Here is a 24,588-nt window from a genome sequence, read left to right as displayed (position 1 = left end):
CGTTGCTTGCGGGCATCATCAAATGACCCGCAGACTAAATGACAATAATGTCTTGGGCAATGCCGATAACATTCACGTTGATGATAGCGGTAGTTTTTCGCATGGTTTCTGACCTCGAATTTTTAGAATGTTTTGACTATACCAGAAGAAAAATGAAAAGTAAATGGCAAACGGATTAAAATATTTATTTTTTTGTTATAATTAAAGCCACTGTTTGTATATGCGGTGTCACAGTGAACACAAAAAACACCGGCACGGTTAGGGCTGATGTTTTAAATGCGAGAGGTTACTCGCGAAATTTATAGATAGTCTCATGGTCACAATTGAAATTAATCGGTGATATGAATCACGAGTTTCCCAGTTGTGTGATGTGATTCGATTATTTGGTGCGCTTTGACCACGTTTTCAGCGGTGAAGGGCAGCGACTGCACTTCAATGTGCAGTTGATCATTGGTGAATAATGTGATCAAACCGTCAAATACTGCTGTGTCTGAATGTGAAAATTGAAAGCTGACTGATTTATCAGGGAGTGCCAACTGTTCAGGCGTTGGTTGTCCGCCCACTGTGACCAGCTTGCCACCGGGCTTAAGGACGGTTAAGCCGCCCGCAATATCGCCGACAGTATCAAAAACGGCATCAACGCTGGATAGCACATCGCTAACTGCTGTGGTGTGGTAGTCGATTACTTGGTCGGCACCCACTTGCTGTAACAAGGCTGTGTGAGCCGGACTTGCTGTGGTGATAACTTTTGCACCACGTGACTTTGCGATTTGGACTGCGAACAGGCCGACACCACCGGCACCGCCCTGAATCAGAATCGTCTCATTGGGATGGACATTAAGATTTTGCGCAATGGCTTGGTATGCAGTGCCGCCAGCAATCGGCAGTGCAGCTGCCTGATCAACGGACATGCCAGCAGGAATCGTGCTGATACTGGCCGGATCCACAACGGCCGTTTCTGCATATGAGCCGGCGTTGCCTGCGTGATTGGACGGCAAGGTACCAAAAACCTGGTCGCCAATGTGATACTTCGTGACGTTTTGGCCGACCTGGGTAATGGTACCTGAGAAATCCCAGCCTAATACCAACGGAAATGTCCAATTGTCGGTAAATGGGGATTGGAGGTAGCCAGCGCGAGCAGCGATGTCCATAGGGTTAATACTAAAAGCGTTAATGGCGACTGCAACGGTATCAGGTGTGATTTGTGTTTGAGGAAGCTCGGTTTCGTAAAATGTGTCAGCGTTGCCGAATTGATTGATGACAATAGCTTTCATAGTAGGGTCCTTCTTTCGATTTAAGGCAAATTATCTGTTAGAATGAGGCTATCTTAACACCGTCGCGGCGCTAGACAATCTTTAATCAGCAGGCAATGTCGTTTTAAAAGACACTGCTATCAAAATGTCGGGGAAAGGAACACATGTATGACGACCCTTCAACAGAAACGCACCGAAAAAGTTATTTTTACTGCTTTCCAAGAATTATTGGACCAAAAGCCCTTTAGTAAAATCACGGTAAACGACATCACCGCGCAAGCGTTAATGCACCGTTCGACGTTCTACACACATTTTACAGACAAATTTGATTTACTTGACCGTTTTTTAAGAAATCTATTTCCAGATTCAACGATAAATGCTCAGGCTATCTATGAGCACCCGTTCACAGCCTTTTCGCTGAAAAACGATCAGGTGCTCGCAGTTTTGCAGTATCAAAGCCGTGATGACACGTTTCGTAACGGCTTATTTCGGTTTATGATGCACATGATTTTGCAACTGCCTTCCGATAAGACTGAGCTTGAAAAATTCTTTATCATTGGCCGGGTCAAGGCGATTACGATGTGGATTTCGGAAACGCACCAACCCTATGATATTTTGACCGATTATGCTTATTTGGATGAAATTTACCAAACTGGTCGGTTACCGGACGCAAAACACGACTAGGAGGGACGACTATGGACGCGTTTGCTGCGTTACTTGTCAGTGCAAAACTCAAGAATACAAAGAGCTGGCGGAACCTATTACTTCCGCTAACAATTCGCTATGATCAGCTGCATGTTTTACTGCAGCTGACGTTTGGGTGGCAAAACGATTATTTCTATACCTTCCATGCATCAGCTGAAAACAGCAAGCAATACATGCCGGCGTCATATGAAGCAATGGGCGTTACAGAACAGCTGGAACCCAGTGAATACGCGGAACAAAATTATCTGTATCCTGATTTGAGCGCCGGACCCGTTGACTATGAATACGCGTTTAATGGTGGGTATTCGATTGTACTCACCCTGAAGCAGACCGTGACCTTTGCAGAATTAAAGGGGCGGAATTTACCATTTTGCACAAGTGGTCGGGGAAGTAATCCGCCGAATGAGTTGACCATCGAACAGTCAGACAATGGTGATGAATCAGAAGTATTTCATCGTAACCGGCTCAATCGCGCCTTTATGTTATGGACACGAGCAGGTGACCAAATGATTCTAGCCGATGGCGACGATCTTGAGGATATTGATTTGAATGACGAAGAAAATTGATTTGGGCAATCGTGGAAAAGTCGTCAAAATCGAAAATCTTTCGAGAATGTTTCACGTGAAACATTGGGCACATTCTGAGTGCCGATTTTTGCCAACATTTACCATAATTCGGTATGATAGATGTTAGACAAACGCTATTGGGGGCAGGAAAGATGAACAAAGGACGATTAGAGGCATTCACGGATGCCATTCTAGCAATTATTATGACGATCATGGTTCTCGAACTACATACACCAAATGGGTACACATGGCCTGCCATTCAAAAAGAAATTGTACCGCTGCTGGCCTACGTGATCTCATTTGTAGGGTTAACGAATTTGTGGGCGACCCACCACTTCATGTTTGAAGCAATGCATACCGTCAGTTATGGTGTTTTCATTGTGAACATGGCCTTATTACTGTGGGTCTCACTGGTGCCCGTTTCAACCGCTTGGGTTGCAACCTACCCGACTAGGTTTTTGCCGCAGGTAACTTACATCGCCGTCATTTTCGGTTGGGCTGTTTTTCTGTTTCTTCTAGGGCACGAGGCACATAAAGCGGATCCACGCTACCCGACCAATATTATGGCCGGCCGTGAAATGAGTGTCATGATGGTAATCATGGTCCTTGGGGCAATCTGCTCATTCTTTTTACCAGATGTTGCGCTGACGACTGGGGTTATTGTGATTGGGATGTATCTTGTTATCCCGCATCAAAACTTTGTGCGGCATCGGCGTCGGCAACTCAAGTAGACTTATTAAACAATACACGGCAAAGGACTGATCTTGACCATAAAAGCGGCCCCTGTGAAAATCCAAATTTGGCATTTTCAGAGGAGGCCGCTTTTATATACTGACGGCAAACTTTCTCACTTGCTGTCTTGCAATTAGGTGGGGAGATAAATTTGAAAACCTGCTTCTGGGTGAATAGGTGGAACAGATTTTACGAGGATCCGGGACCAGTACGTCAACAGGTCTGACTCAAAAAAACAGGTCGATTTTTCGCCTCAGAATCCGTTATGCATCGCCTCTTAACTGTCTTGCTTCAAGCTCTTGGTTTAGGACAATTTAAAATGTTTTAGCAATGGCTTCTGCCGTTTTGAACGCATCAGTAACAATGGTTTCCGCTCGGTCGGGGTAACGGTCCATACCTTCCACTGGCAACGAAGTGACCTGGGCACCCAAAAAGGTCATGACATCCTTTACGTACCGACTGGCGAGGTTTTGGCCGTTTGTGACGCCGCCGGCTGCCTGTATGTGCAGCACATGCTTGCCCGGCGCCAGTGGCCGTTCACCCACCGCAACCGTTTCAAAGGTCTGACCTTCCACACAGATGGTATCAAACCAGGCCTTCAATTTTCCGGGAATCATTAAATTCCACAGCGGGTTCGCAATGATGACCTTGTCTGCATCGATGAATTGCTGTGTTGCTTGACGAAACACAGTTAGGCGCGCCTGCTGGTCAACAGCCAAATCGTCAAAGGCTTTTCCGGCAGTTAAGGCCCGCTGGGCGGTCACTAAGACCCGGTCAAAGTCGGGGAACCGCTCATCATACAGGTCACGGACAACAACGGTATCGGCTGGATGCCGCTTAAGATAGGCACTTAAAAAATGCTCGAGTACGGTTAGTGATCGTGATTCCGAAGTCGGCTTAGGATTTGCTTTAATTACCAGTACGTTAGTCATGCGGGCCACCATCCTTTTCTTGACTATCTTGTTACCTATATGATAGCGATTCTGGTCAAATTTAACAATCTAAATGTGATGCCGTGCTTATGTGAGGTTGAACTGCAAATCGCATAAAATCGCGATTTATTATCAATAATGTGCTAACGTTGACTGTCATGATTATGCGCATCTCGATGTAACGTTGCGTGACATCAACAATTATCGTAAAATGGGCACGATATTAAAACTGGAGGCACACGACATTGACCGTGACATTTGAGTACGCAACACACGCTGATCTACCTACGATTGTTCATATCTATAACGAAATCATTCCCAGTCGGTTAGCAACCGCAGATCTTGAACCCATTTCAGTTGCTTCACGTGAAGACTGGTTTGCGTCCTTTGATCCCACAACACGTCCGCTTTGGGTGATCAAGGATGACGACAGAATTGCCGGCTGGGTCAGTCTTGAATCATTTTACGGCCGACCGGCTTATCATCAGACAGCAGAGGTCAGTATTTACATTGATGAAGATTTTCGCCATCAGGGTCTGGGGCAACAATCCTTGGATCATGTGTTTGCCCAATTGCCAAAACTAGGACTGCAAAATATCGTTGCGTTTATTTTTACGCACAATGTTCCCAGCCAAGGTCTGTTTAAAAAGAACGGCTTTGAGACGTGGGGCCATTTACTAGAAGTTGCTGAAATGGATGGCCAATTACGAAGTTTAGATATTCTCGGTCGACATTTTGACTAATAGTTGGAAAATTATAGTCAAAAAAGTGGGACAATAGACGGGTTTGTTCCCAGAATAGAAGGACCCCACCTAAAACCTGAACGGGTTTTTAGGTGGGGTCCCTTTTACGATGAGTCAAAACGGCAGCCCATGGCAACTTAAAATTGGCTTGATAGTTATTCACAAAAACGTTTGATTTAATATTTCGATAATAATTATAAAATTTCCTTATTGGCTTTTTTGAAAATAGTTGATAGTTCAACTTGTCAGAGCCTGATATTGAATTTCAATATGTAAGAATGCTATGAAAATCGGATGAAAAATAGATGCCAATGTTAATTACTTTCAGTAATCTTGTGAAAATGATAACAGTCAGAAAATTAACGTGCGTCTAACGTTTGCTTTGCCTTAACAGCAACCATTCCGAAAATGACATGCCGGTAATCCAAAACGTGAATACCATCAAAATATTCTCAAATTTCACTAACTTATTATGAAAATATCTATCGAAAAACAGGAAAAGTAAAAAAAATTCAATTAATTTTTTAAGAAATGTAAACGGTTGCTAAACGTTACAGTCACGCGGGTTTGACCGCTTAACGATTTCATGAAAATGGGGGCGATTAATTAAAAATTATAAATTTAAGCGTTTACATTTCAAAATAATGGTCCTAGAATAATCCTCGTAATAAAAAAGTTATTTCTAAAAAGTAAGGAGGCCATTATTAATGGCTGAAAAAATTAGCGGTTCAGATGCTGTTCTCAAAGTAATTCAAGACTGGGGTGTTAAACACATCTACGGTTTACCTGGTGGTTCATTTGATTCAACAATGAACGCCATCCACAATCAAAAGGACACACTCAAATATGTCCAAGTTCGTCACGAAGAAGCCGGCGCCATCGCTGCTTCTGCTGACTACAAATACACTGGTAAGATCGGTGTCTGCTTCGGCTCTGCCGGTCCTGGTGCCGTTCACTTGATGAACGGGTTATACGATGCTAAGGAAGATGGGATTCCATTGTTAGCTATCGTTGCCCAAGTACCATCATCAAAGATGAACATGGACTTCTTCCAAGCCATGGACGAAGAACCAATCTTCGATGACGTTTCGGTTTGGAACCGGACTGCTATGACTGCTGAAAGTCTCCCTATGTTGACTGATGAAGCTATCCGTCAAGCATACGAACACAAGGGTGTTGCTGTTTTGACCATTCCAAAGGACTTTGGTTGGGCTGAAATTGATGATACCTTCGAAACAAACGCTGACGTGCATGTTGTCAACTACCCAGCTCCTACTAAGGAATCCGTTGACAATGCTGTTAAGCTGATCAAGGATGCTAAGTCACCAATGATCTACTTTGGTGTTGGTGCCAAGGGTGCCGGTGAAGAATTAAAGGCAGCTTCAGAAAAGTTCAAGATGCCATTAGTTTCTTCCGTATTAGGTAAGGGCATCATTGAAGATAACTACCCAGCATACCTTGGTTCAACTGGTCGTGTTGCACCAAAGCCGGGCGCTGAAATTGGTTTCAGTACTGACTTGATCGTTTGGGTTGGGAACAACGTGCCATTTAGTATCTTCCTGTTCAACAAGAAGGCTAAGGTTATCCAAATTGATGTGAACTCAGAGAAATTTGGGAAACGTCATCACACCGATGTTCCTATGTTAGCTGATGCAAAGAAGGCTTTAACCGCTTTAGTTGACGCTGGTGAAGCCCGTGAAGCTTCAGCCTTCTACAACGCTGCATTAGCTGACAAGAAGAACTGGGACGAATGGCAAGCTAGCTTCAAGGACAGCACTGAATCACCAGTTCGTCCAGAACCTATCTTTGACGTTTTGAACCAAGAAGCCGCTGATGATGCTGTCTTCTCAATCGATGTTGGTAACGTCAACATTGACTTCGAACGTCTCTTAAAGATGCATGGCGACCAAAAGTGGTGTACTTCAGGAATTTACGCAACCATGGGCTGGGCTGTTCCTTCATCATTGTCAGCCAAGACCAACTATCCAGACCGCGAAGTTTACAGCCTGAGTGGTGATGGTGGTTTCGCAATGTTATCAGAAGAGTTGTTGACTCAAGTGAAGTACAACATGCACATCGTAAACATTGTCTTCAGTAACGAAACTTTAGGATACATCGAAGCTGAACAACGCGATGACTCTCACCAACCACAATCAGGGACTGATTTGATTGCCACTGACTGGGCTAAGGTCGGCGAAGGCTACGGTGCCGTTACCTTCACTGTTAAGACTAAGGATGAATTCAAGAAGGCTTTGGAAGAAGCTAAGAAGACTGATAAGCCAGTATTGATCGACGTCAAGTACACCCACAAGATGCCATTCACGACTGAACACATGTTTATCGACCCTTCATGGCAAGACCAAGCCAAGGTTGATGAGTTCGTTAAGACATACGATGCTCAAGACTTGAAGCCATTCAGTTATTTTTTAAAGCAAGCGCAAGCCTAAATCACCCAGGATTTTTTGATTAGGTACTGCGGGCGTTATCGTAACTCATAAGAAAAACACTTTCCGTTTAAAACGAGCAGGATGTCATTTTGCTCAGAGAAAAGGTGCCGCACTGTTAGGTGCCGCACCTTTTTTCATACATAGTCAAGCGTGTCATTGAAGAAACATAGCATCGTCTCAAAATTCACCAGACCAATCAGGAGGCACTTCATTCATGAAGGTGATTGCACTCAACGCTCAAAAATTAAATCAGATGCCAAAACAGGCACCAATTGTGCTAGCGCTCGGCTTTTTCGATGGCGTGCACCAGGGTCATCAGCAGGTCATTCAAACAGCTAAACGGCTTGCGGATGAACGGCACCTGCCGCTTGCTGTGATGACCTTTAACCGCCATGCTTCGCGCTTATTTCAGCCTGATTCGCCATTCCGGTATCTCAATACAATTGATCAAAAAACGGCCCATATGGCTGAAAATGAGGTTAATTTGCTCTACATTGCGGATTTTGATCAGCGATTGGCTGGCTTGACGCCCACGGAGTTTGTCGATCAGTACCTTTTGAAATTAAACGCGCAGGCAGTCGTAGCCGGTTTTGACTACACATTTGGCCGCGGCGGCAGTCATGGCATGGCGGATTTAGATCGATTGAGTGACGGTCGGTTTGACGTTGTGACCGTTAAACAATTGACTGAACGTCGTGAAAAGGTGAGCTCTACCCGGATTCGCCACTTGATCGGCCATGGCGAAATTAAGGCTGCCAATGCTTTGCTGGGTTATGCTTATGAATTAACTGGGCAGTTGACGGCTGCCCACCACCTCTTGATCATTACACCTGATAGTCCACTCCAGCAGTTGCCGGCGGCGGGCAGGTATTTCTGCATCGTTCGCGATGACCACTTACAAGAACCAGCTGTGGTCACAGTAGAAGAGAACCAACAGATCACGGTGATGCTGTCAGGCATCAAACCGCAAGATAACGCACCAATTAGCGTTAAGGTGACTTGGTTGCAGCAGTTAAGCGTTGATACAGCTGAATTGGTGCTGCCCAGTAGACGGGTAGCTGAGGGTTAATGAAATCAGCGCCAGTCACACAGTGAATGCGACTGTGAAATCCAAGTCGTTTTCGCAAAAATATGAGCTGCTTAATAACGTCTAAACGGACGCATTAAAAATCTTTCGGGATTTTTGATGTGTCCGTTTAGACGTTTCACATCAATATGGGTTTGCCATAGTCAATTGAGCCGTCGAGGGCAGCATGCAACGGCATTTTTAGCAGGATCAACTGAGTGTTGGAATGTTTATCCCACAGAAGTGCTGCTTTTCTGCCAACTGTAGTTTACACAAATCTTAAGGAAACTTAACGCTAAAGCAAACATACTGGACTTTCAGCATTGAAATCGAGTACAGTATTCCTGTTTAGAAACGTTCGGCCATTAATGAGGGGAACGTTGGGTTAAGACCTGTCTAAATGGTGTGATTTAGAGTATAATTATGTTTTAACTTCGACAAAAACGAAGCGTTATTTGTAGGAAGTAACGCAAGATAAGATACAGGGAGGAACAACAGTATGTGTGGCATTATTGCCTTTAGTGATCCGCAAGTAGAAGACAAACCAGCCGTTCTTGATTCAATGCTTAAGATGATTCAACATCGTGGCCCTAACGTGAGCGGCGGTGGTAAGTATACGAATGATGAAGTGGCCATGGGCTTTGTTCGCCTCAGTATTATCGACCTGAAGTCCGGGAAACAGCCTATCTATAATGAAGATGGTTCAATTCTCGTCACGTTTAATGGTGAAATTTATAACTACAAGGCACTGCGTAAAGAATTGATCGAAAAAGGCCATACCTTTACGAGCAAGGCCGATACCGAAGTGCTGCTGCATGGTTATGAAGAATGGGGTATGGCGGGCACACTTAAACGTGTTCGCGGGATGTTTGCTTATTTGATCTATGATATGAATAAGAAGGCGCTGTATGGCGCCCGGGACTTCTTTGGTATCAAGCCAATGTACTATTACCAAAACGGCGAAACGTTCATTGTGGGCTCTGAAATCAAGTCCTTTATGAAGCACCCGAACTTCAAGCTGGAGCTCAACAAGAAGGCCGTGAAGCCATACCTGATGAACCAGTACAACGACCTGAAAGAAACCTTCTTTAAGGGTGTGTACCGCTTCCCAGCTGGTCACTGGTTTGAATACAAGGACGGCCAATTAGATATTCACAAGTACTGGGATGCCCAGTACAACATTGAAAAGGGCCGCAGCGTCGACCAAGTCGTTGATGAGATCGATGATGTGGTGACAAACTCGATCGACATGCATGATAACGCCGATGTGCCCGTTGGGAGCTTTCTGTCTGAAGGGGTCGATTCGTCATACGTCACGACCGTTTTGAAACCGCAAGAAGTCTTCAGTGTCAACTTTAATAACGGTCCCTTTGACGAAGCCAGTGTCGCTAAGGAATTGGCGGATGAAAACGGCTTTAACTTTAACGTAGAAACGGTGAACCCGCGGGAAGCCTTTGATGATTTCCCTGAGATGCAGTATCACTTGGACGAACCGGACGCTAACCCGTCTGTGATGCCACTATGGTACCTCTGCCGTTTAGCACGTCGGAAGGTGACGGTTGCCCTTTCAGGTGAAGGTGCTGATGAACTGTTTGCCGGCTATGTGAACTACGGTGAACATTCAACTAATGGTGCGGTCAAGGCGGTGGCGAACGGTATTCGTCATTTACCAAAGGGCCTGCGCTACAGCATCGGTCACAGCATCAAGAAGATGAAGAACTTCCCAGGAAAAACGCAATTGTACACCTGGGCAGCCAAGCCTGCTGACTACTACGTCGGTGAATCCCTGATTTACGATCCCGACCAACCAACCATCTTCACGGCGAACCAAGCCAACGGTATTTTGACCGCCGACTACAAGAACGATTTGACAGTCAACGGCATCTACCAGGAAGACTTCGCCAAGGTCAAGGATGCTGAAGAAATCAAGCAGATGCAATATATCGACCTGCACCACTTCATGTTAAACGATATTCTGCAAAAGGCCGACAAGATCTCGATGGCGCACTCCCTTGAACTCCGGGTTCCATTCCTGGATAAGGAAGTTGCTGACTTTGCCAACAATGTGCCAAGCAACATGCTGTTGAACAGCAAGGATTCCAAGTGGGCCTTCCGGAAGGCTGCCGGCAAGCATTTGCCCGCCGACTTTGCCAACCGGCCAAAGCTCGGGTTCCCAGTCCCAATCAAGACCTGGTTGCGTGAGGATGACTACTGTGACGTTGTCCGCGACCTGTTCAAGGAAGATTGGGTGTCAGATATTTTCGACCAGGACAAGATTTTGAAGATTTTGCAGGATAATTTTGATGGTAAAACGGATGCCCGTCGTCAAATCTGGACCATCTATACGTTCTTGGTTTGGTACAAACTGTTCTTTATCGATTTTGACGGGACTGTGAAGAAATATGGCCATGTTCAGCCTGAAGTTAAGGCTTTGATGGATAGTGGAAAATTAGTTTAGTGTAAATAAAAAGTGAGTCCCATTGGCGGGACTCGCTTTTTTGTACCAGTAAATATTAAAAAGACGCGCCCAATGTGGCCCGTCTTTTTGTCTAATGAGTGACAGTCTTCATTAGACAACGTAGAGTTGCACGAACGCGGTGATTGCATCTCATAAGCAATAAAATCTGCGACCGATACACACACGATGGCGTCGCTCTTATGCTTAATTAAATATGACGTCATAAAAGGACTGATGGTCACATATTTCACAGACCACCAGTCCCTTTTCATTTTTAAACCTAGGTATTATTTATCTTGTTTTCGACGTCGTTTCATCACATCTGCCAGGGCGGTGATTTCTTTAGCAGAGGTATCGGTACCGTGAACTTTCAAGTTCGGAAAACCGTGGAGGAGTCGCCGTTGCACGTAATTCAAACGCGGCACTTTTTCGCCGGTATCCTGACCGGTTCGGTAAGTATCCAGCCAATTTTTAGCGGATTCCAGGGTGGCATCGCTGCGTTCGCGTAATTCTTGCTTCTTATCTTCAATAACGTCACCAATGCGTTTCGTGGCAGCACCGAAGGCCAAGACATTTGCTAAGGTAAAGCCAAAGTCGAAGGCGAAGAGGACCAGCAAGACGATAGCGCCAAAGATGCCGTGAAGGGCAGCTAAATGCAGAACGGCTCTTGAGACGAGCGGGTGGATGACTTTAACGATTACGAGCACGCCCACTCCCCAGAACGCGGAAATTGGCAGGGCGACCCGGCCGTTCAAGTTTAATGGCACCTTGCTGTAATCCCACCAACGGGCGTGGAAGAAGACTTCCATCAACCAACTGGTGACGTATTCGATCAGTGTGATCATGATGGCACTGGCGAAATAGACGGCTATGAGGTTGTTTTCAAACGGTCGAATCGCGGCGAGCACAGCAATCATACTGAACCCATAAACGGGAATTGCTGGCCCGTTTAAAAAGCCCGAATTCGTCCATTTTCTCTTTCGTACACTCACGTATCCGCTTTCCCACAGCAACCCTACAAAGGCGTAGGCGAAGAAATACAGCACCCAAATCGTGAAATTGTATTCCAATGTTAAATTGTAAGCCACGACAATCTCCCCCGTCATCAACGTTTTCTTTAGTATACCAAACCAGCACTATGCGCGTTTGAAATGAACGCGATTCAGGACAAATCCAATTGAAATGTTGATGACCGCGAGCACCATGAGTACAACAACGATGATGCTCCAGGAGTGGGTCTGACTTTGAAGTACCCCTAGCAAAACGGGGCTAACACTGGCAATGAGGTAACCGCCTGACTGCGCGAGACCGCCAATTTGTCCAGCCTCGTCCGGATTATTAGCAAGAATTGTAATCAAACTCAGGGCAAGCGAGAAGATCGCCGCAGTCGTAGCACCAAGAATCATTGTGGCCAATGTGAGCGTTACGGTGCCGCTATCGAACAGGAATGGCGCCAGACCGATGAGATACCCCAGTAAAATAAGGGTAAGACCGATTCGTAATTGTTTATAGCCGGTGAGAAATCTTGGCGCCCAGTAGGAAAAGGGAACACCGATAATTTGGAAAACACCGAAGATAAGGTTGCTAGTGGTAGCCGATAGTCCGTGGCTGGTCAACAGGCTGGGCAGCCAGGCCACCGCTGCATAGTAGATGGCCGATTGTGCACCCATGAAGACCATTAACAACCAGACCGCATTATTTTTGTAAACGGATGAGTGGTGGTTCTGTTTTGTTGCGGGCGCAGCATCAGTTGCCGTTTGTGATTGCGGTGCCTGTTTCGGTGTTCGAATCAGGAATACGGTGAGGTAGATAACGGCCAGAAGCGCCGGAATGGAGATGAGTTGCACGGTAGTTTGCCAACCCAAGTGCTGGGCGACAGCAGCAGACCCACCTGCAACGATGGCAGCAAATAGGTTAAGCGAGGCAGTGTAAAGCCCGTTGAGCCGTATTTGTTCACTTGGGAACCAGGAGAGCACTAGAATCGGCACCCCAATGTTTAACACAGCAATCGCGAGACCAACGAACAGGGTGCCGACGAAAAGCAGTGTTGGTGAGTATATCCGGACAAAGTTGGCAATGGTAAGCACGATCAAACCGGTCATTAACGTGGTATGTAGGCCGATTCGTTTGATAATGAAACTCCCTATCGCTGAAAACACTCCGAAACAAAGCAGGGGAATGGAAGTCAGGGAGCCGATTTCTGATGTGGACAGGCCCAGACTGCGTTGCAGCAAGGTGGTCAGCGGTGGAATAACAATGATTGCGATCCGCATGTTAGCGGCAATGAGAATGAGTAAAAGTGCAAAACTGATGAAGCGTTTATGATGCATAGCAATCCCTCCAGATTCAAAAAAGCACAGTCGACTAGGCGATTCTCGCCTAGCAAGCTGTGCTCGTTAGTAACATGACGGGAAAAGTGTCCCGCTATTAGAATTTAAGTTATTTGATTAAGTTCAGTTTAGCAAAGTTTAGCATATTTTAGATTGTGTCGCAAGGCAGATTGGGTCACTTGTGACGTCAACACCGGCACGAACGTGTTTAACCTCGCTGAGGACATGATTAAGAGATGATAACGGTGATTTATATCGAGCGTTTTCGGTGTTGGACCGGTGACCGGATCAAACAAGGGCGGTTGATACCAGACAAGAAGCGGCTGACTGTCAGGTCCGCGAATCGTAATTATCAATAAGCAATGAATTGTTAACGCATAAAGTGTTACTATAAAATTAGGTATTATACCATTCATTTATTAAAAATAGGTGGTTTAAAATTAGACAGTTTAAAGTAAGGCGGTGAATAATCGCATGTTTTGGCGTGATTTATTCAGCAGCGTGGTCTTTTTGACTTTCGGTCTGACTGGGTTCGCTGCAATTTTTGGTAATATTGAAGCTGATAGTGAACGGCTAGCAGCAAAAAAACATTGGTTAAACGTGTTTCGTCAGGAATTAGGGCTGGTTATCTACGTGATTATTGTCTTGATAGGTCTTTATTTTTTGGCGCAATCTTGGTGGCGTCAAACAACCGACACGACGCTATATTGGGTTTTCATTAACGCGCAGTTTCTTGTTTTAATCTACAGCAATTTAATGCTGAAATCGGTCTGGAGTTTTGTTATTGCCCAATCAATGGGCGCCATAATTTTAGGCGGTACCGGGTCAATGTCGGTCTATACGTGAATCGTTTTCATGGTTGCGGGGTCGATAATATTTACCGAACGCTTATATAGTCACTTTTTTGATCAGCGACCGGTACTATATGCGATACCGCCCCTGGCAATCGGCATGTTTTCCTGGTATTCAGTTTCAGTGAGCTATTCAATCAGTCGATCCCAATTAATCGTTCAAGTTATCAGTTTTGTGGTCTGCGGTGCAGGCGTATATATTTTCAACCGGCACTTGCACAATGATCAGCGAGTTATCGCAAAATTGACTCAGGAAGTGCAGTATGACGCACTAACGGGAGCCCGCAACTGGATGATGTTTCGCGATGACCTGGACCGAGTATATAGCATCGTGCGTCACAATCGTCAGGCGGCACTGGTCGTGTTTGACGTGGACCACTTTAAGGATGTTAATGATACGTTTGGCCATTTGGCGGGTAATCAAGTGCTGATGGCGGTATCCAGTACAGTTCAACACATTTTAAACGACCAAGGCTATCAAGACTGCCTGTACCGGACTGGTGGCGAAGAGTTTGCGGCCATTTTAGTGGATTGTTCAGCAGACAATGCCCAGCGAATTACTGAAATTTGTCAGACCAGTCTGCGTAAGCTGATTGTACGTGACCGCGGTCAGCATATTCAAATAACGGCCTCGTTTGGTATCACAACGATGACTGGTAAGGATCGAAATGCCACCGAAGCGTTTCGTCGCGCAGATAAGAATTTGTACCAGTCTAAAAATACTGGGCGGGATCGAATTACGATTTCAGCAGGGTAGCGAGTAAAGCAAAGCGCGTAGGGTGCAGAGCAGAAACCCTCTGCCTGGCGGAACTTGTGTATGTAATGTAACTTAGAAATTGAAATTTTAAATATGGTTTATTGATGATTGATACTTTTTTAATCTCTTTCTTAAAAAACGCACCGTCATTTGGCGGTTTGGCGATTATTGTACTATACTGTAGTTTCAGCACAATAACGTTCAAAAAAGCTAGAAGGACTGACCACTCAGTTGCTCTAGACTCTATTTTTCAAAAGAGGTTTATATCATGGTAAGTCAACAAGCTCCCATTGGTGTTTTGGACTCTGGTGTTGGCGGTATCAGTACGCTTCAAACGCTAACAAAACTGCTTCCAGACGAAAGCTTTATCTTTTACGGCGATTCAGCCAATGCACCCTATGGCGAAAAGAGTGCTGCTGAAGTTCAAAAATTAGCCGACCATGTCATTGATCAGTTACGCGCGCAGGCCGTTAAAGCAATTGTGATTGCCTGCAATACAGCGACCAGTGCCGCCAAACCACAACTGATGACTAAATATCCTGACATGCCAATTTTGGGCATTGAACCAGCTCTAAAAGAGGCGGTAGATGCCGGCAAGAAAGACATTTTGGTCATGGGGACACCGCTCACGATTAGTCTTCCGAAATATCGCGCTCAAGTTGCGCGGTTCGATAGTCAGGCCAATGTTTATTCGCTGCCGTGTCCGGGGTTAGCAGACCTCATCGAACAAGGACACGATGGGTTGCCGGAGATTGAAGCACACCTGTCTGAATTAATGGCTCCGATGCTTGAAAAACCAGTTGATGGCGTGGTTTTAGGCTGCACGCACTACCCATTTATCGGTAAATTGATTCAAGCACAGTTTGATCATCCAGTGACTTTGTATACGGGCTATGAAGGCCTGACAAACTATCTAAAGCGTCAATTAACAGATCGTCATTTGTTGCGGCACGACCATGTTAAACAAACGGTAAAATTCATGAGCAGCCGGCAAACGGTTGCGGAATTAGCGTTATATCAGCAGTTATTTGACAGTGGCATTGGGTTGTAAAAAATAGCGGCGCCGGCAAATTTAATTTTGCCGGCGCCGCTATTTTTATCGTTAATCAACTTGAACATTACGCTTTGGTTTTATTTTTGCCTTATTCAGTAAGACTGAACTGGTAACCACGGACAGTGAGCTGAACGCCATGGCCAAACCGGCTAACTCTGGGCTGAGACTGAGGCCGATAAAGTAGAAGACTCCGGCAGCAACTGGAATGCCAAGCACATTGTAGACGAACGCCCAAAACAGATTGAGTTTGATTCGGTTGAATGTTTTTTTACTCAGCGCAAGTGCCCGATCAACATCACGCAGATCATTTTTAACAAGGACAATACCACCAGAATCAATAGCGATATCGGTACCTGATCCCATGACAATGCCGACATCGGCTGTCGTGAGGGCGGGTGCATCATTGATTCCGTCACCAACGAAGGCAACCTTACCCGTCTTTTGAAGGTCGGCGATGTGGTCAGCTTTATCACCAGGCAGCACGTCAGCAATTACATCATCGATTCCAACTTCTTCTGCAACAGCCTGGGCGACTCGCTGATTATCGCCGGTTAGCATGACCGTCTTTAGTCCACGGGCTTTTAGGTCGGCGATAGCTTCACGTGAAGTATCCTTAGGCACGTCCTGGATGGCAATTAAGCCGATGACAGTTTGGTCTAACCCGACCAGAACGACTGTTTTTGCTTGATTCTGCAGTGTGACCATTTGCTGTTTTAATGCATCGCCAAAGACCAAGTCTTGAGCCAGTTTATCATTGCCCACGACACCGCGCTGATCATTGATCTGGGCTTCAACGCCCTTTCCCTCGATGGCTTTAAAACCAGTTGTGGGCTGCGTTTGTGCTTGGTCGGTTTTCGCACGGTCAAGAATTGCAGCAGCCAACGGATGTTCAGAATTTTCTTCCAAACTGGCAGCGATGCTGAGGACTTGTTTGGTATCCCCAACGATATCAGTTACTTGAGGCTTCCCAACGGTAATGGTGCCGGTTTTATCGAACACAACGGTTTGAATGTCGTTAACGGCCTCCAAGACGGTACCATCTTTGATAAGAATTCCCATTTTGGCACCGCGGCCAGTGCCCACCATCAGTGCAGTCGGTGTCGCAAGGCCAAGGGCACATGGGCACGCAATAACCACAACGGAAACTGCGAAAATCAGCGCATTAGCCACGCTCGCATCCAAGAAAACGTACCAGATCAAGAATGTCAAAATTGCCAAAATGAGCACGATAGGGACGAAAATATCGGAGACTTTGTCCGTCAAATTCTGAATCGGTGCATGACTGTTTTGGGCTTTTTTAACCAGTTCAACAATCTGTGACAACATGGTGTCTTCACCAATCTTATTAGCCTTGAAAGTAAACGTGCCGTTGCCGTTGATGGTGGCCCCAATGACCGCGTCGTCCATTTTCTTTTCAACCGGCATACTTTCGCCAGTCACCATCGATTCGTCAACACTTGAGGTACCTTCAGTGATGATCCCGTCAACCGGAATCTTTTGCCCGGGTTTGACCCGAATCATGTCACCGACAACAACCTCAGAAAGGGGAATCTTTGTGAACTGCCCGTCACGTAATACTTCAGCATCTTTAGCCTGCAAATTGGCCAGCTTTTCAACGGCGTTTGAGGCGTTATTCCGCATTCGTTCTTCGAACACTTGACCCAACAGCACAAAGGTTGTCACAAAAGCGGCACTTTCAAAGAAGACATCCTGGCTAGTGATCATCGCATAGATGCTGTAAACATAGGCAGTGACGGTGCCAATCGCAACTAGTGTATCCATGTTGGAATGGTGCTTTTTAAACGAAGCCCAAGCACTTTCCCAAAATGGCCGGGCCGAAATTAACATAATCAACGTTGTGAGTACCAACTGAGTCCAAGCGCCTCCTGGCAACAGCCAGCCAAAGGGCATGAGAATCATGTTGGCCACCATCGGCAGTGACAGGATCAGTGAAATCCAGAAACGTTGGCTAATGCTCATGGTTCAATGACCACCTTTCCATGGAACATGTCCATGCCGCAACTAAACTCGAATTCGCCAGTGTTAGTTGTATCAATCGTGACAGTTTTTGTTTCATTTAAGGGTAATTCTTGCTCAAAGTTGAGAGCCTTTGAATGGACAACATCGAGGCAACCTTGGGCATTTGTCCGGGTGAAGCTGAGTTCTGCTGGAATGCCTTGTTTTAACGTAATGCTTTCAGGTTTATACCCACCTGCGACTTCGACTGCTGCTTGTTGTTTGTTTTCACTCATAATGATTTCCTCCAGTTATTTAATGATTAATTTGCCATGAAACATATCCATGCCACAGGCCCATTGGTATTCACCAGGGGTTGTGGTATCAATGGTGATGGCTTCCTTCTGGTTCCGGGGAAGCTCTTGATTAATGCCGAAATCACTGAATACGACGCGGTCCAGACAACTCGAGGCATCTTTTCTGGTGAAGTTCAGAATCGCAGGAACACCCTGCTTTAATACAACGGTTTCTGGCGAGTATCCACCATTGACTTCAATATCAATTTCCTGTTGCTGGTCTTGGACATCAGCGGCAACTTCTTCAGTGGTATGTTTCCCAAAGAACCACCAGCCAATAAAGCCAATGATTGCCAGACCAACGATTAATACGATTATCTTAATCATTTTGAATGCCTCCCTAGTTTGACTACATATGTAAACCTTGAGCATAGAATAATCCCTACGTTTACAAATGTCAACACAATGCGTAGAAATTAATAAATGATTGTGAGTTATCATACTGCTGTTTCAACTTCTCCTATTATCCGGTGCAATGTACAAAATGCCAATTGGGGAATTGCCGTATCTTTTATTTTTACAAACCAGTCACTCATCTAAGTGGTTAGGAATTGTTTAAATCAAAAAACACCCGGTCGACTGAAGGGGGGACTTCAATCGACTGGGCGTTTGGGAGAGGTTATAGGTGGTGGTGAATTATTGACACAGTTGGGGGACTGCGGACAAGCGGGCGAACGTTATTAAGCGCGCGCTGGATGTAATTCTTCAGTAGTGTAATCGGCGACAACTTGGAGGAGCCGATCGATATCGGTTTTGGTGATGGCGCCAATGTTGCCGATTCGGAAGCTGTTAACGCGCGAAACTTTGCCCGGATGAATGATGAAACCACGATCTTTGAGATATTCATAAAAATCATGGAAATCAAAGTCATCAGTGGGGTAGAGGAAGGAAGTAATGATTGGCGATTGTACAGCTTCTTCAATCACAACCTTATATCCCATATCGAGCATGCCTTCGCGAATACGTTGTTCATTAGTTTGATAACGACGGAATCGCACGGTAATACCGCCTTCAACGGCCAATTCACGTAATGCTTGAGCAAAAGCGTACATCACATGGGTTGGTGATGTAAAACGCCATTTTCCATTATCATCTTCAAAGGTTCGATATTGTTCGTACAGATCAAGTGAGAGTGAGCGTGCCTGATATTGTGTTGTTTCTAGTGTTGCACGTTTTGCGAGAACGATACTGAAACCGGGTACACCTTGAATACACTTATTTGAACTCGTGATGAGGTAGTCGGCTTGGAGGGTGGTCAGGTCAATTGGAACCCCGCCAAAGCTAGACATTGCGTCCACGATGGTCACAATATTGTGCTTTTGCAACTCTGGCAAAATCGTTTCAATTGGATTTAAAATTCCCGTTGTGGTTTCACAATGAACTACTGCAAAATGTGTGATTTCTGGATGAGCCTCCAAGGCAGTTGCAACTAATTCGCGAGTAACTGGTTCAGTTTCTGGTACCTTCAAGACAACGTGAGCGATGTTAAGGTAGTCTGCCATTTGTACCATCCGTTCACCATAAGCACCATTCTCGGCAATTAATAAAGTGGCGTTTTGCTTTGGAATGGCAGTTCCTAGAGTTGCTTCCACACCAAATGATCCGCTGCCTTGCATCAGGATTGCCGTATATTCTTTTTGGCTAGCGTTAGCAATGGCTACTAATTCGTGGCGAACCCATTCTGTGAGTTCCTTATAATCGTCGTCCCAAGTGCCGTGATCAGCAAGCATATTTTCTTTGACGGTCTTGCTTGTGGTCAATGGACCGGGTGTGAGCAGCAAAGGCGTGGTTTGTTGGTGATCATTAAGCGATTCAATCATTGGAATCAGATCGGCGATGTTGTTTAAGACTGCATCAGCGCCTGCTTCTTTTAGGATTGCTGTGGCTTGCATGCGTCGCATGTCTTGGTCTTGAATGGGCAGGCTAGTGAACTGGGCTTCGGTAAGACCAATCAAACTACTGCCTTCAGTGACACCAACAGAAATTGTGCCAGCGTTTTTCCCTTCTAAAATATCGCTGACAGAATCACCAACCTTAATAACCTTGGAGGGATCTGTAATGCCCAGTTCGCTCATGGCTAATTGCAGCATGTCGGGTTCTGGTCGACCGACTTGATGGGTCTGCTCAGAAGTAACGTTGTAAGCAGGATGGTAACCTTGTCGAGCAGCCTCAGGCAGAATCCGGTCTAACATTGCCTGGGTGTATCCGGTGGTCGTTGCAAGCTTAATATTATGGTCAGCAGCAAAGGCAATGAGTTCCATCATACCAGGTTTTAATTGGGCTGTTTCAGCCAGTACCTGGTCAATCTCAATTTGAAACTGACTATAAATACTAGAGACGGCCTCGTTCAGCGGCACAGCCGGTTCCTGCTCCTGCCAAGCTGCCTGAATTTCTGGATCATGCAGCAACTTTTGGATGTGGGTCTGCTTATCTAGCCCCATATCTTGCCGAATGAGGGTGTCACGGATAGTAATGCCAAAGTGGGCAAACGCTTTTTTAAAAGATGAAACGGGTGCCAGGCATCCGTAGTCGATTGTGGTGCCGGCCCAGTCAAAAACAATTGCTTCAATCATGGAAAATCCTCCTAGTAGTTGAGAGTAAACAGCGGGATTATTGGTTGCCCATTACGCGTTTTCGCAAATGGTAAGAGGCAATTTCGAGTAGAATCGCGAAAACCAAGATGAGGTAGACAATGACACCAACTTCATGAAAATTAAAGTAAAAACTGCTGGCCATGAATAATTGGTACCCAATGCCACCTGCGCCAGCGGCCGCGCCAACAGCAACCGCGTCAGCAAAGTTAATTTCGAAGCGGATGAAGGTCCAACTGAGGTAACTTGGGATGAAGTTTGGGACAAGCGCTTGGCGAATAATGGGACCATTTTTGAGCCCCATTGCACGCATGGTTTCAATGGCATCAGGTTCAAGTTCTTCCATGCTATCGGTATAGACTTTCGTCAGGTAGGCCACACTATGAAATGTTAATCCAATGACTGCTGCGTTAGCGCCGAGGCCGAAAACGACACTGTAGATCAGAACCCACAGCACATTTGGAATTGCACGAATCAAAGCCATGAAGCTCTGAATGGCCAGTCCGACCCAAGCGGGAACCAATTGTCGAAAGCTGACTAGCGCTAAGACAAAGGCAATCACAGAACCAATCAGGGTGGTTAAAAATGCCAACAGTATACTTTCTAGCAGAGCTTGGATAAGTTGCACAAAGGTTGTATTACTGAGCCCTGGATGAAAAAACATGATTTGAATATTTTGCAGAAAAGTTAAACTCGCCGTTTTTAGATTAAGGTGATCCGGCAACATTGTTGGCAGTGTCACCATGGTCAAGTAGGCAAGTACGAGCAACGTGAGATAAATGGTGACACGCCGCCGATCTTTGAGCTTTACCGGCATTTTAAATTGGGGTCCTTTAGCGGTCGGCGTAGGAATCGTCAACTGCTTTTCTGGCTTGATCATTCAATCAACCTCCCAATGAGATTTGAAATAACTTCGACACCGACAACAAGAATGATAACCGCGAGGACCACCAGCCCAGCTGCACCGTAGCGCATGCCTTTGAAGTACAGATCGAAGATAAAGCCGATTCCTGTTCCAGTGAGTAACCCCACTAGAGTGGCATCACGAACGTTGTTTTCAATCATGTAAAGAACCCAGGATAGTAAGGCTGCCGCAATTTCAGGTAGGAGTCCTTGAAAAATCACTTGAAGATAGTTGGCGCCGGTTGCCTGTAGCGCTTCAATCTTGTCCATGCCAAAATCCTCGATGGTTTCCATGAACGCGCGTGTTAGAAAGCCCATTGTCATAAAGAATAGGGCGAGAAAGCCAGTCAGGTCATTTTGCTTGAACGAAAATAACAAGATCATCGCCCAAGCAACAATAGGAATGTTACGCATTAGGGACGAAAAACCGCGAATAAACCAGGTTACAGCATTATTGAGGCTTAGTGTATTAGCACCCAGGGCAGCCAGAAATAAAGAGATGACTGCTGCACAGGTGGTCGATGTAACCGCAATGAGGAACGTCCGAACGAGCTGGTGGCCGATATCTTGCCAATAACGCATGGACTCAGCGTTAGGGATGAAGTTATGGAGCAGCCAAATAAGTCCGTCCTGCGCGTGGAAGAGCGCCGTTGTCTGGAACCCTAAGCCAATCGAGGACACCACGTAAGCCAGTCCTAAAATGAGCACTAATAAGGTTAAATGGAGTCGTTTCTTGAAGAAGAACTGACTGATTGTTAACGCCTTGGGGGTCATACGGCGGCCTCCTCATTAAGCACTAAATCTTTGCGGTAAATTTGGGCAGCCGCGGTATCAGTTAAAGCCTCAGCATGATCATCGAAGACTACTTGACCGCCGTTAATGCCAATAATGTGATCAGCATACTGGCGGGAAATGTCAACCTGATGCAAGTTGATGAGCACTGAAATGTGTTCTTCAATCGCTAATTGGCGTAACGTTTCCATGACGAGCGTCGAAGATTTTGGATCAAGGGAAGCAATCGGCTCATCACACAAAATGAGTTTCGGATGCTGCATCAGCGCTCGCGCAATGCCCACCCGTTGCTTTTGGCCGCCACTTAGGTGTCGGCATTGCTGATAAGCAAAATTACCAAGCCCTACTTTTTGAAGCAATTGCAATGCTTCTTCTTTCTCTGATTGTCGATAAAGAGAGAAAATGCCGGCAAGGGTTGATTTATTGCCAAGGCAACCGTGAAGCACATTCTCAATGGCAGTTAGCGGTTCAATCAGGTTGTAATTTTGAAAAATCATCCCGATGTTTTGCCGCGCTTGTCGCAGTTGCGAACGGTTCAATTGGCGCATATCCAACTCATTGAGTAGAACCTGACCTTCATCGTCCTTTATCAGTTGATTAATACTGCGCAAAATAGTGGTTTTACCAGCACCAGAAGGCCCAATAATAGCAGCAACCTCACCCGTTGCAACGGTAAATGAAACGTCTGTTAATGATCGTTTATGACCATCGTAGCTTTTCATTAAGTGTTTAACTTCTAACACGGGAATTCCTTCCTTCTAAATAGGCTTTATTCACCGAGAATTTTTTGAGTTGGGGCATACCACTTATCACTAATAGCGATAAATTTGGTGTTGCCATCCTTTGTGAACATGCCACGTACTTTAGCATCGGCAGGGGCAAAGAACTTCGGATCATTTGTGACTTGTTTGCTAGTAAATGCCTTGACGATTTTGTTAATTTCCGTCTTAGTAACGCCCTTCTTGTTTACTAGAACAGGTTCGTTTTGAACCGGGTAGACAGCCAGGGCAATGCTTTCCTTGCCGCGAACTGCATCGAATGGTGCGGCAGCGTCTTTGTTGATCTTGAAGTCAGCACCAACTTTTGACGCATCATTGGTGAACTTTCCGTATTGAACCAGGTCAGTATCATCGAAGGCGGCCACGTCAGAATCTCCCTTCAGCAGGTTGACGGCTGAGCCTTGATGGGAACCGCCGAAAAGTACTTTAGAGAAGAATTTGCCATTTTGGGACAAGTCATCCTTGTTCTTCAGTTTGAAGGTTTGTTGCAGGGCACCGGCTGGAATTGCAAATCCGGAAGTTGATGTATTTGACACAAAAGACATCCGCTTACCCTTGATCTTATGAATATCATATTTACCGTTAACTTTATAACTGGCAGCTTTGTCCTTTGGTACCATGATGTAGCTGCGGTATTGGGCATCCGATAAGGTGCCGGATTTACCAGAGTGGGTCAGAATCGGAACAACGTCCTTGCTTTGCTTTTTAGCCTGAATGTAGCCTTCGGCGCCCATCATGGCGATCTGCGCTTTGCCGGAAGCGATGGCTTGGACGGCAACGTTGTAGTCCGTTGTCGTCTTGACGGTTACTTTTTTACCGGTTGCTTTACTCAGTTCTTTTGCCACGGCAGTACGGGCAGCAGTGGCTTCCTTAGCAGAATCACTAGGGAGAAAAACGACTGAGAGGGATTTATTGCTGGCAGAATTACCGGTAGAATCCGCGGATTGACAACCTGCAGCTGAGAGGGCAACGCCAACCAATCCGGCGGCAAGTAACGTCTTTTTGAAAATTTTCATCATGTAAGCTCCTTGTGGGGTTAGTTTTGGATATGAGTAAAGCTTACATGAGCTATGTAAAGATAGAGTTAGGCTTATGTAAAGGATTCGACCAGTAATGTAAAGATTTGGTAAATACCAATTGTGAATTCTGAATAAAAGTTGATATAACAGGATTGATAGAACGAGAACTTGCGGATTGTTGCCGGAAAAGTGAAGCTTTTTTGTTGTTGTATTTTTCCTGCCATTCTTTTAAAGTTATTAATACCCCGGATTTAAAATCTAAGTGCAACAAGTTCAAATTATACAAATAGGCCATGGA

General features: G+C 45.6%; 22 protein-coding genes and 2 pseudogenes. 10 read left to right on the top strand and 14 right to left on the bottom strand.

Translation table 11 applies throughout. The features are described 5' to 3' along the window. Nucleotides 1-329: 329 nt before the first annotated feature. Nucleotides 330-1,274 carry an NADP-dependent oxidoreductase gene (locus FC82_RS11165; protein WP_056997033.1) on the bottom strand — a complete coding sequence of 315 codons (945 nt, stop codon included), beginning with the start codon at nucleotides 1,272-1,274 and terminating at the stop codon, nucleotides 330-332. Nucleotides 1,275-1,421: 147 nt separating this feature from the next. On the opposite strand from FC82_RS11165, the gene FC82_RS11160 reads away from it, so the two are divergent. From FC82_RS11160 to FC82_RS11150, 3 genes are all read left to right on the top strand, one after another. After that, entirely contained in the window at nucleotides 1,422-1,937 is a 516-nt protein-coding gene (locus FC82_RS11160) for a TetR/AcrR family transcriptional regulator (protein WP_056997032.1), read from the top strand. An 11-nt stretch (nucleotides 1,938-1,948) separates the two neighbouring features. After that, nucleotides 1,949-2,524: an IS1096 element passenger TnpR family protein gene (locus FC82_RS11155; RefSeq protein ID WP_054761794.1), complete on the top strand. Its 576-nt coding sequence runs from the start codon at nucleotides 1,949-1,951 to the stop codon at nucleotides 2,522-2,524. 152 nt (nucleotides 2,525-2,676) lie between these two features. Continuing rightward, complete coding sequence (locus FC82_RS11150; protein WP_054761796.1) at nucleotides 2,677-3,255, top strand: TMEM175 family protein; 579 nt, start codon at nucleotides 2,677-2,679, stop codon at nucleotides 3,253-3,255. 315 nt (nucleotides 3,256-3,570) lie between these two features. Here the strand turns inward: FC82_RS11150 and FC82_RS11145 are convergent, their stop codons facing one another. After that, nucleotides 3,571-4,188 carry an FMN-dependent NADH-azoreductase gene (locus FC82_RS11145; protein ID WP_056997031.1) on the bottom strand — a complete coding sequence of 206 codons (618 nt, stop codon included), beginning with the start codon at nucleotides 4,186-4,188 and terminating at the stop codon, nucleotides 3,571-3,573. 245 nt (nucleotides 4,189-4,433) lie between these two features. On the opposite strand from FC82_RS11145, the gene FC82_RS11140 reads away from it, so the two are divergent. The 4 genes from FC82_RS11140 to asnB all read left to right on the top strand — a co-directional run bounded on the left by FC82_RS11140 (nucleotide 4,434) and on the right by asnB (nucleotide 10,902). Beyond that, nucleotides 4,434-4,931 carry a GNAT family N-acetyltransferase gene (locus FC82_RS11140; protein WP_054761805.1) on the top strand — a complete coding sequence of 166 codons (498 nt, stop codon included), beginning with the start codon at nucleotides 4,434-4,436 and terminating at the stop codon, nucleotides 4,929-4,931. A gap of 707 nt (nucleotides 4,932-5,638) precedes the next feature. Continuing rightward, a complete protein-coding gene (gene spxB / locus FC82_RS11135) occupies nucleotides 5,639-7,378 on the top strand; it encodes a pyruvate oxidase (protein WP_054761807.1) in 1,740 nt (579 codons plus the stop codon). 214 nt (nucleotides 7,379-7,592) lie between these two features. Further along, nucleotides 7,593-8,447 (top strand): FAD synthetase family protein, encoded by an 855-nt coding sequence (locus FC82_RS11130; protein WP_056997030.1) that lies wholly within the window; start codon nucleotides 7,593-7,595, stop codon nucleotides 8,445-8,447. Between the two features lie 496 nt (nucleotides 8,448-8,943). Further along, nucleotides 8,944-10,902: an asparagine synthase (glutamine-hydrolyzing) gene (gene asnB / locus FC82_RS11125; protein WP_056997029.1), complete on the top strand. Its 1,959-nt coding sequence runs from the start codon at nucleotides 8,944-8,946 to the stop codon at nucleotides 10,900-10,902. A 287-nt stretch (nucleotides 10,903-11,189) separates the two neighbouring features. Here asnB and FC82_RS11120 read toward each other — a convergent pair whose 3' ends face one another. Together FC82_RS11120 and FC82_RS11115 are read right to left on the bottom strand one after the other, a co-directional pair. Then, nucleotides 11,190-11,990: a putative ABC transporter permease gene (locus FC82_RS11120; protein WP_235809225.1), complete on the bottom strand. Its 801-nt coding sequence runs from the start codon at nucleotides 11,988-11,990 to the stop codon at nucleotides 11,190-11,192. Nucleotides 11,991-12,038: 48 nt separating this feature from the next. Further along, nucleotides 12,039-13,232 (bottom strand): MFS transporter, encoded by a 1,194-nt coding sequence (locus tag FC82_RS11115; protein WP_054761815.1) that lies wholly within the window; start codon nucleotides 13,230-13,232, stop codon nucleotides 12,039-12,041. 462 nt (nucleotides 13,233-13,694) lie between these two features. Here FC82_RS11115 and FC82_RS11110 point away from each other — a divergent pair, with 462 nt between their 5' ends. From FC82_RS11110 to murI, 3 genes are all read left to right on the top strand, one after another. After that, entirely contained in the window at nucleotides 13,695-14,078 is a 384-nt protein-coding gene (locus FC82_RS11110) for a hypothetical protein (protein ID WP_162260948.1), read from the top strand. A 129-nt stretch (nucleotides 14,079-14,207) separates the two neighbouring features. After that, nucleotides 14,208-14,840 carry a GGDEF domain-containing protein gene (locus tag FC82_RS11105; RefSeq protein ID WP_161939742.1) on the top strand — a complete coding sequence of 211 codons (633 nt, stop codon included), beginning with the start codon at nucleotides 14,208-14,210 and terminating at the stop codon, nucleotides 14,838-14,840. Between the two features lie 268 nt (nucleotides 14,841-15,108). Next, nucleotides 15,109-15,891 carry a glutamate racemase gene (gene murI / locus FC82_RS11100; RefSeq protein WP_054761821.1) on the top strand — a complete coding sequence of 261 codons (783 nt, stop codon included), beginning with the start codon at nucleotides 15,109-15,111 and terminating at the stop codon, nucleotides 15,889-15,891. 51 nt (nucleotides 15,892-15,942) lie between these two features. Here murI and FC82_RS11095 read toward each other — a convergent pair whose 3' ends face one another. The 10 genes and pseudogenes from FC82_RS11095 to FC82_RS17205 all read right to left on the bottom strand — a co-directional run. Then, on the bottom strand, nucleotides 15,943-17,874 hold the full coding sequence (locus FC82_RS11095; protein WP_056997027.1) for a copper-translocating P-type ATPase: 1,932 nt from the start codon (nucleotides 17,872-17,874) through the stop codon (nucleotides 15,943-15,945). Next, nucleotides 17,871-18,146 (bottom strand): cupredoxin domain-containing protein, encoded by a 276-nt coding sequence (locus FC82_RS11090; protein WP_054761822.1) that lies wholly within the window; start codon nucleotides 18,144-18,146, stop codon nucleotides 17,871-17,873. Before FC82_RS11090 ends, FC82_RS11095 begins: the two co-directional genes overlap by 4 nt. 15 nt (nucleotides 18,147-18,161) lie before the next feature. After that, entirely contained in the window at nucleotides 18,162-18,533 is a 372-nt protein-coding gene (locus FC82_RS11085; RefSeq protein ID WP_175279845.1) for a cupredoxin domain-containing protein, read from the bottom strand. A 353-nt stretch (nucleotides 18,534-18,886) separates the two neighbouring features. Then, the gene (gene phnW / locus FC82_RS17365) at nucleotides 18,887-20,026 is read right to left on the bottom strand and encodes a 2-aminoethylphosphonate--pyruvate transaminase (protein ID WP_056997077.1); all 1,140 of its coding nucleotides are present in this window, start codon (nucleotides 20,024-20,026) and stop codon (nucleotides 18,887-18,889) included. Nucleotides 20,027-20,032: 6 nt separating this feature from the next. Beyond that, a pseudogene (gene phnX / locus FC82_RS17360) lies at nucleotides 20,033-20,779 on the bottom strand (phosphonoacetaldehyde hydrolase); the annotation flags it as partial. 37 nt (nucleotides 20,780-20,816) lie between these two features. After that, nucleotides 20,817-21,677 carry a PhnE/PtxC family ABC transporter permease gene (locus tag FC82_RS11075; RefSeq protein WP_056997026.1) on the bottom strand — a complete coding sequence of 287 codons (861 nt, stop codon included), beginning with the start codon at nucleotides 21,675-21,677 and terminating at the stop codon, nucleotides 20,817-20,819. After that, nucleotides 21,674-22,474: an ABC transporter permease subunit gene (locus tag FC82_RS11070; protein ID WP_056997025.1), complete on the bottom strand. Its 801-nt coding sequence runs from the start codon at nucleotides 22,472-22,474 to the stop codon at nucleotides 21,674-21,676. The genes FC82_RS11075 and FC82_RS11070 overlap by 4 nt, the downstream gene beginning before the upstream one ends. Further along, nucleotides 22,471-23,235 (bottom strand): phosphonate ABC transporter ATP-binding protein, encoded by a 765-nt coding sequence (phnC, locus tag FC82_RS11065; RefSeq protein WP_082620335.1) that lies wholly within the window; start codon nucleotides 23,233-23,235, stop codon nucleotides 22,471-22,473. The genes FC82_RS11070 and phnC overlap by 4 nt, the downstream gene beginning before the upstream one ends. A 26-nt stretch (nucleotides 23,236-23,261) precedes the next feature. Next, entirely contained in the window at nucleotides 23,262-24,287 is a 1,026-nt protein-coding gene (locus FC82_RS11060) for a phosphate/phosphite/phosphonate ABC transporter substrate-binding protein (protein WP_056997024.1), read from the bottom strand. A gap of 52 nt (nucleotides 24,288-24,339) precedes the next feature. Beyond that, nucleotides 24,340-24,588: pseudogene (locus FC82_RS17205) on the bottom strand (hypothetical protein); the annotation flags it as partial.

Origin of the sequence: Secundilactobacillus collinoides DSM 20515 = JCM 1123 (genome assembly GCF_001435975.1) — a bacterium.
Classification (GTDB): Bacteria; Bacillota; Bacilli; order Lactobacillales; family Lactobacillaceae; genus Secundilactobacillus; species Secundilactobacillus collinoides.
This window is presented reverse-complemented; position numbering and strand designations above follow the sequence as displayed.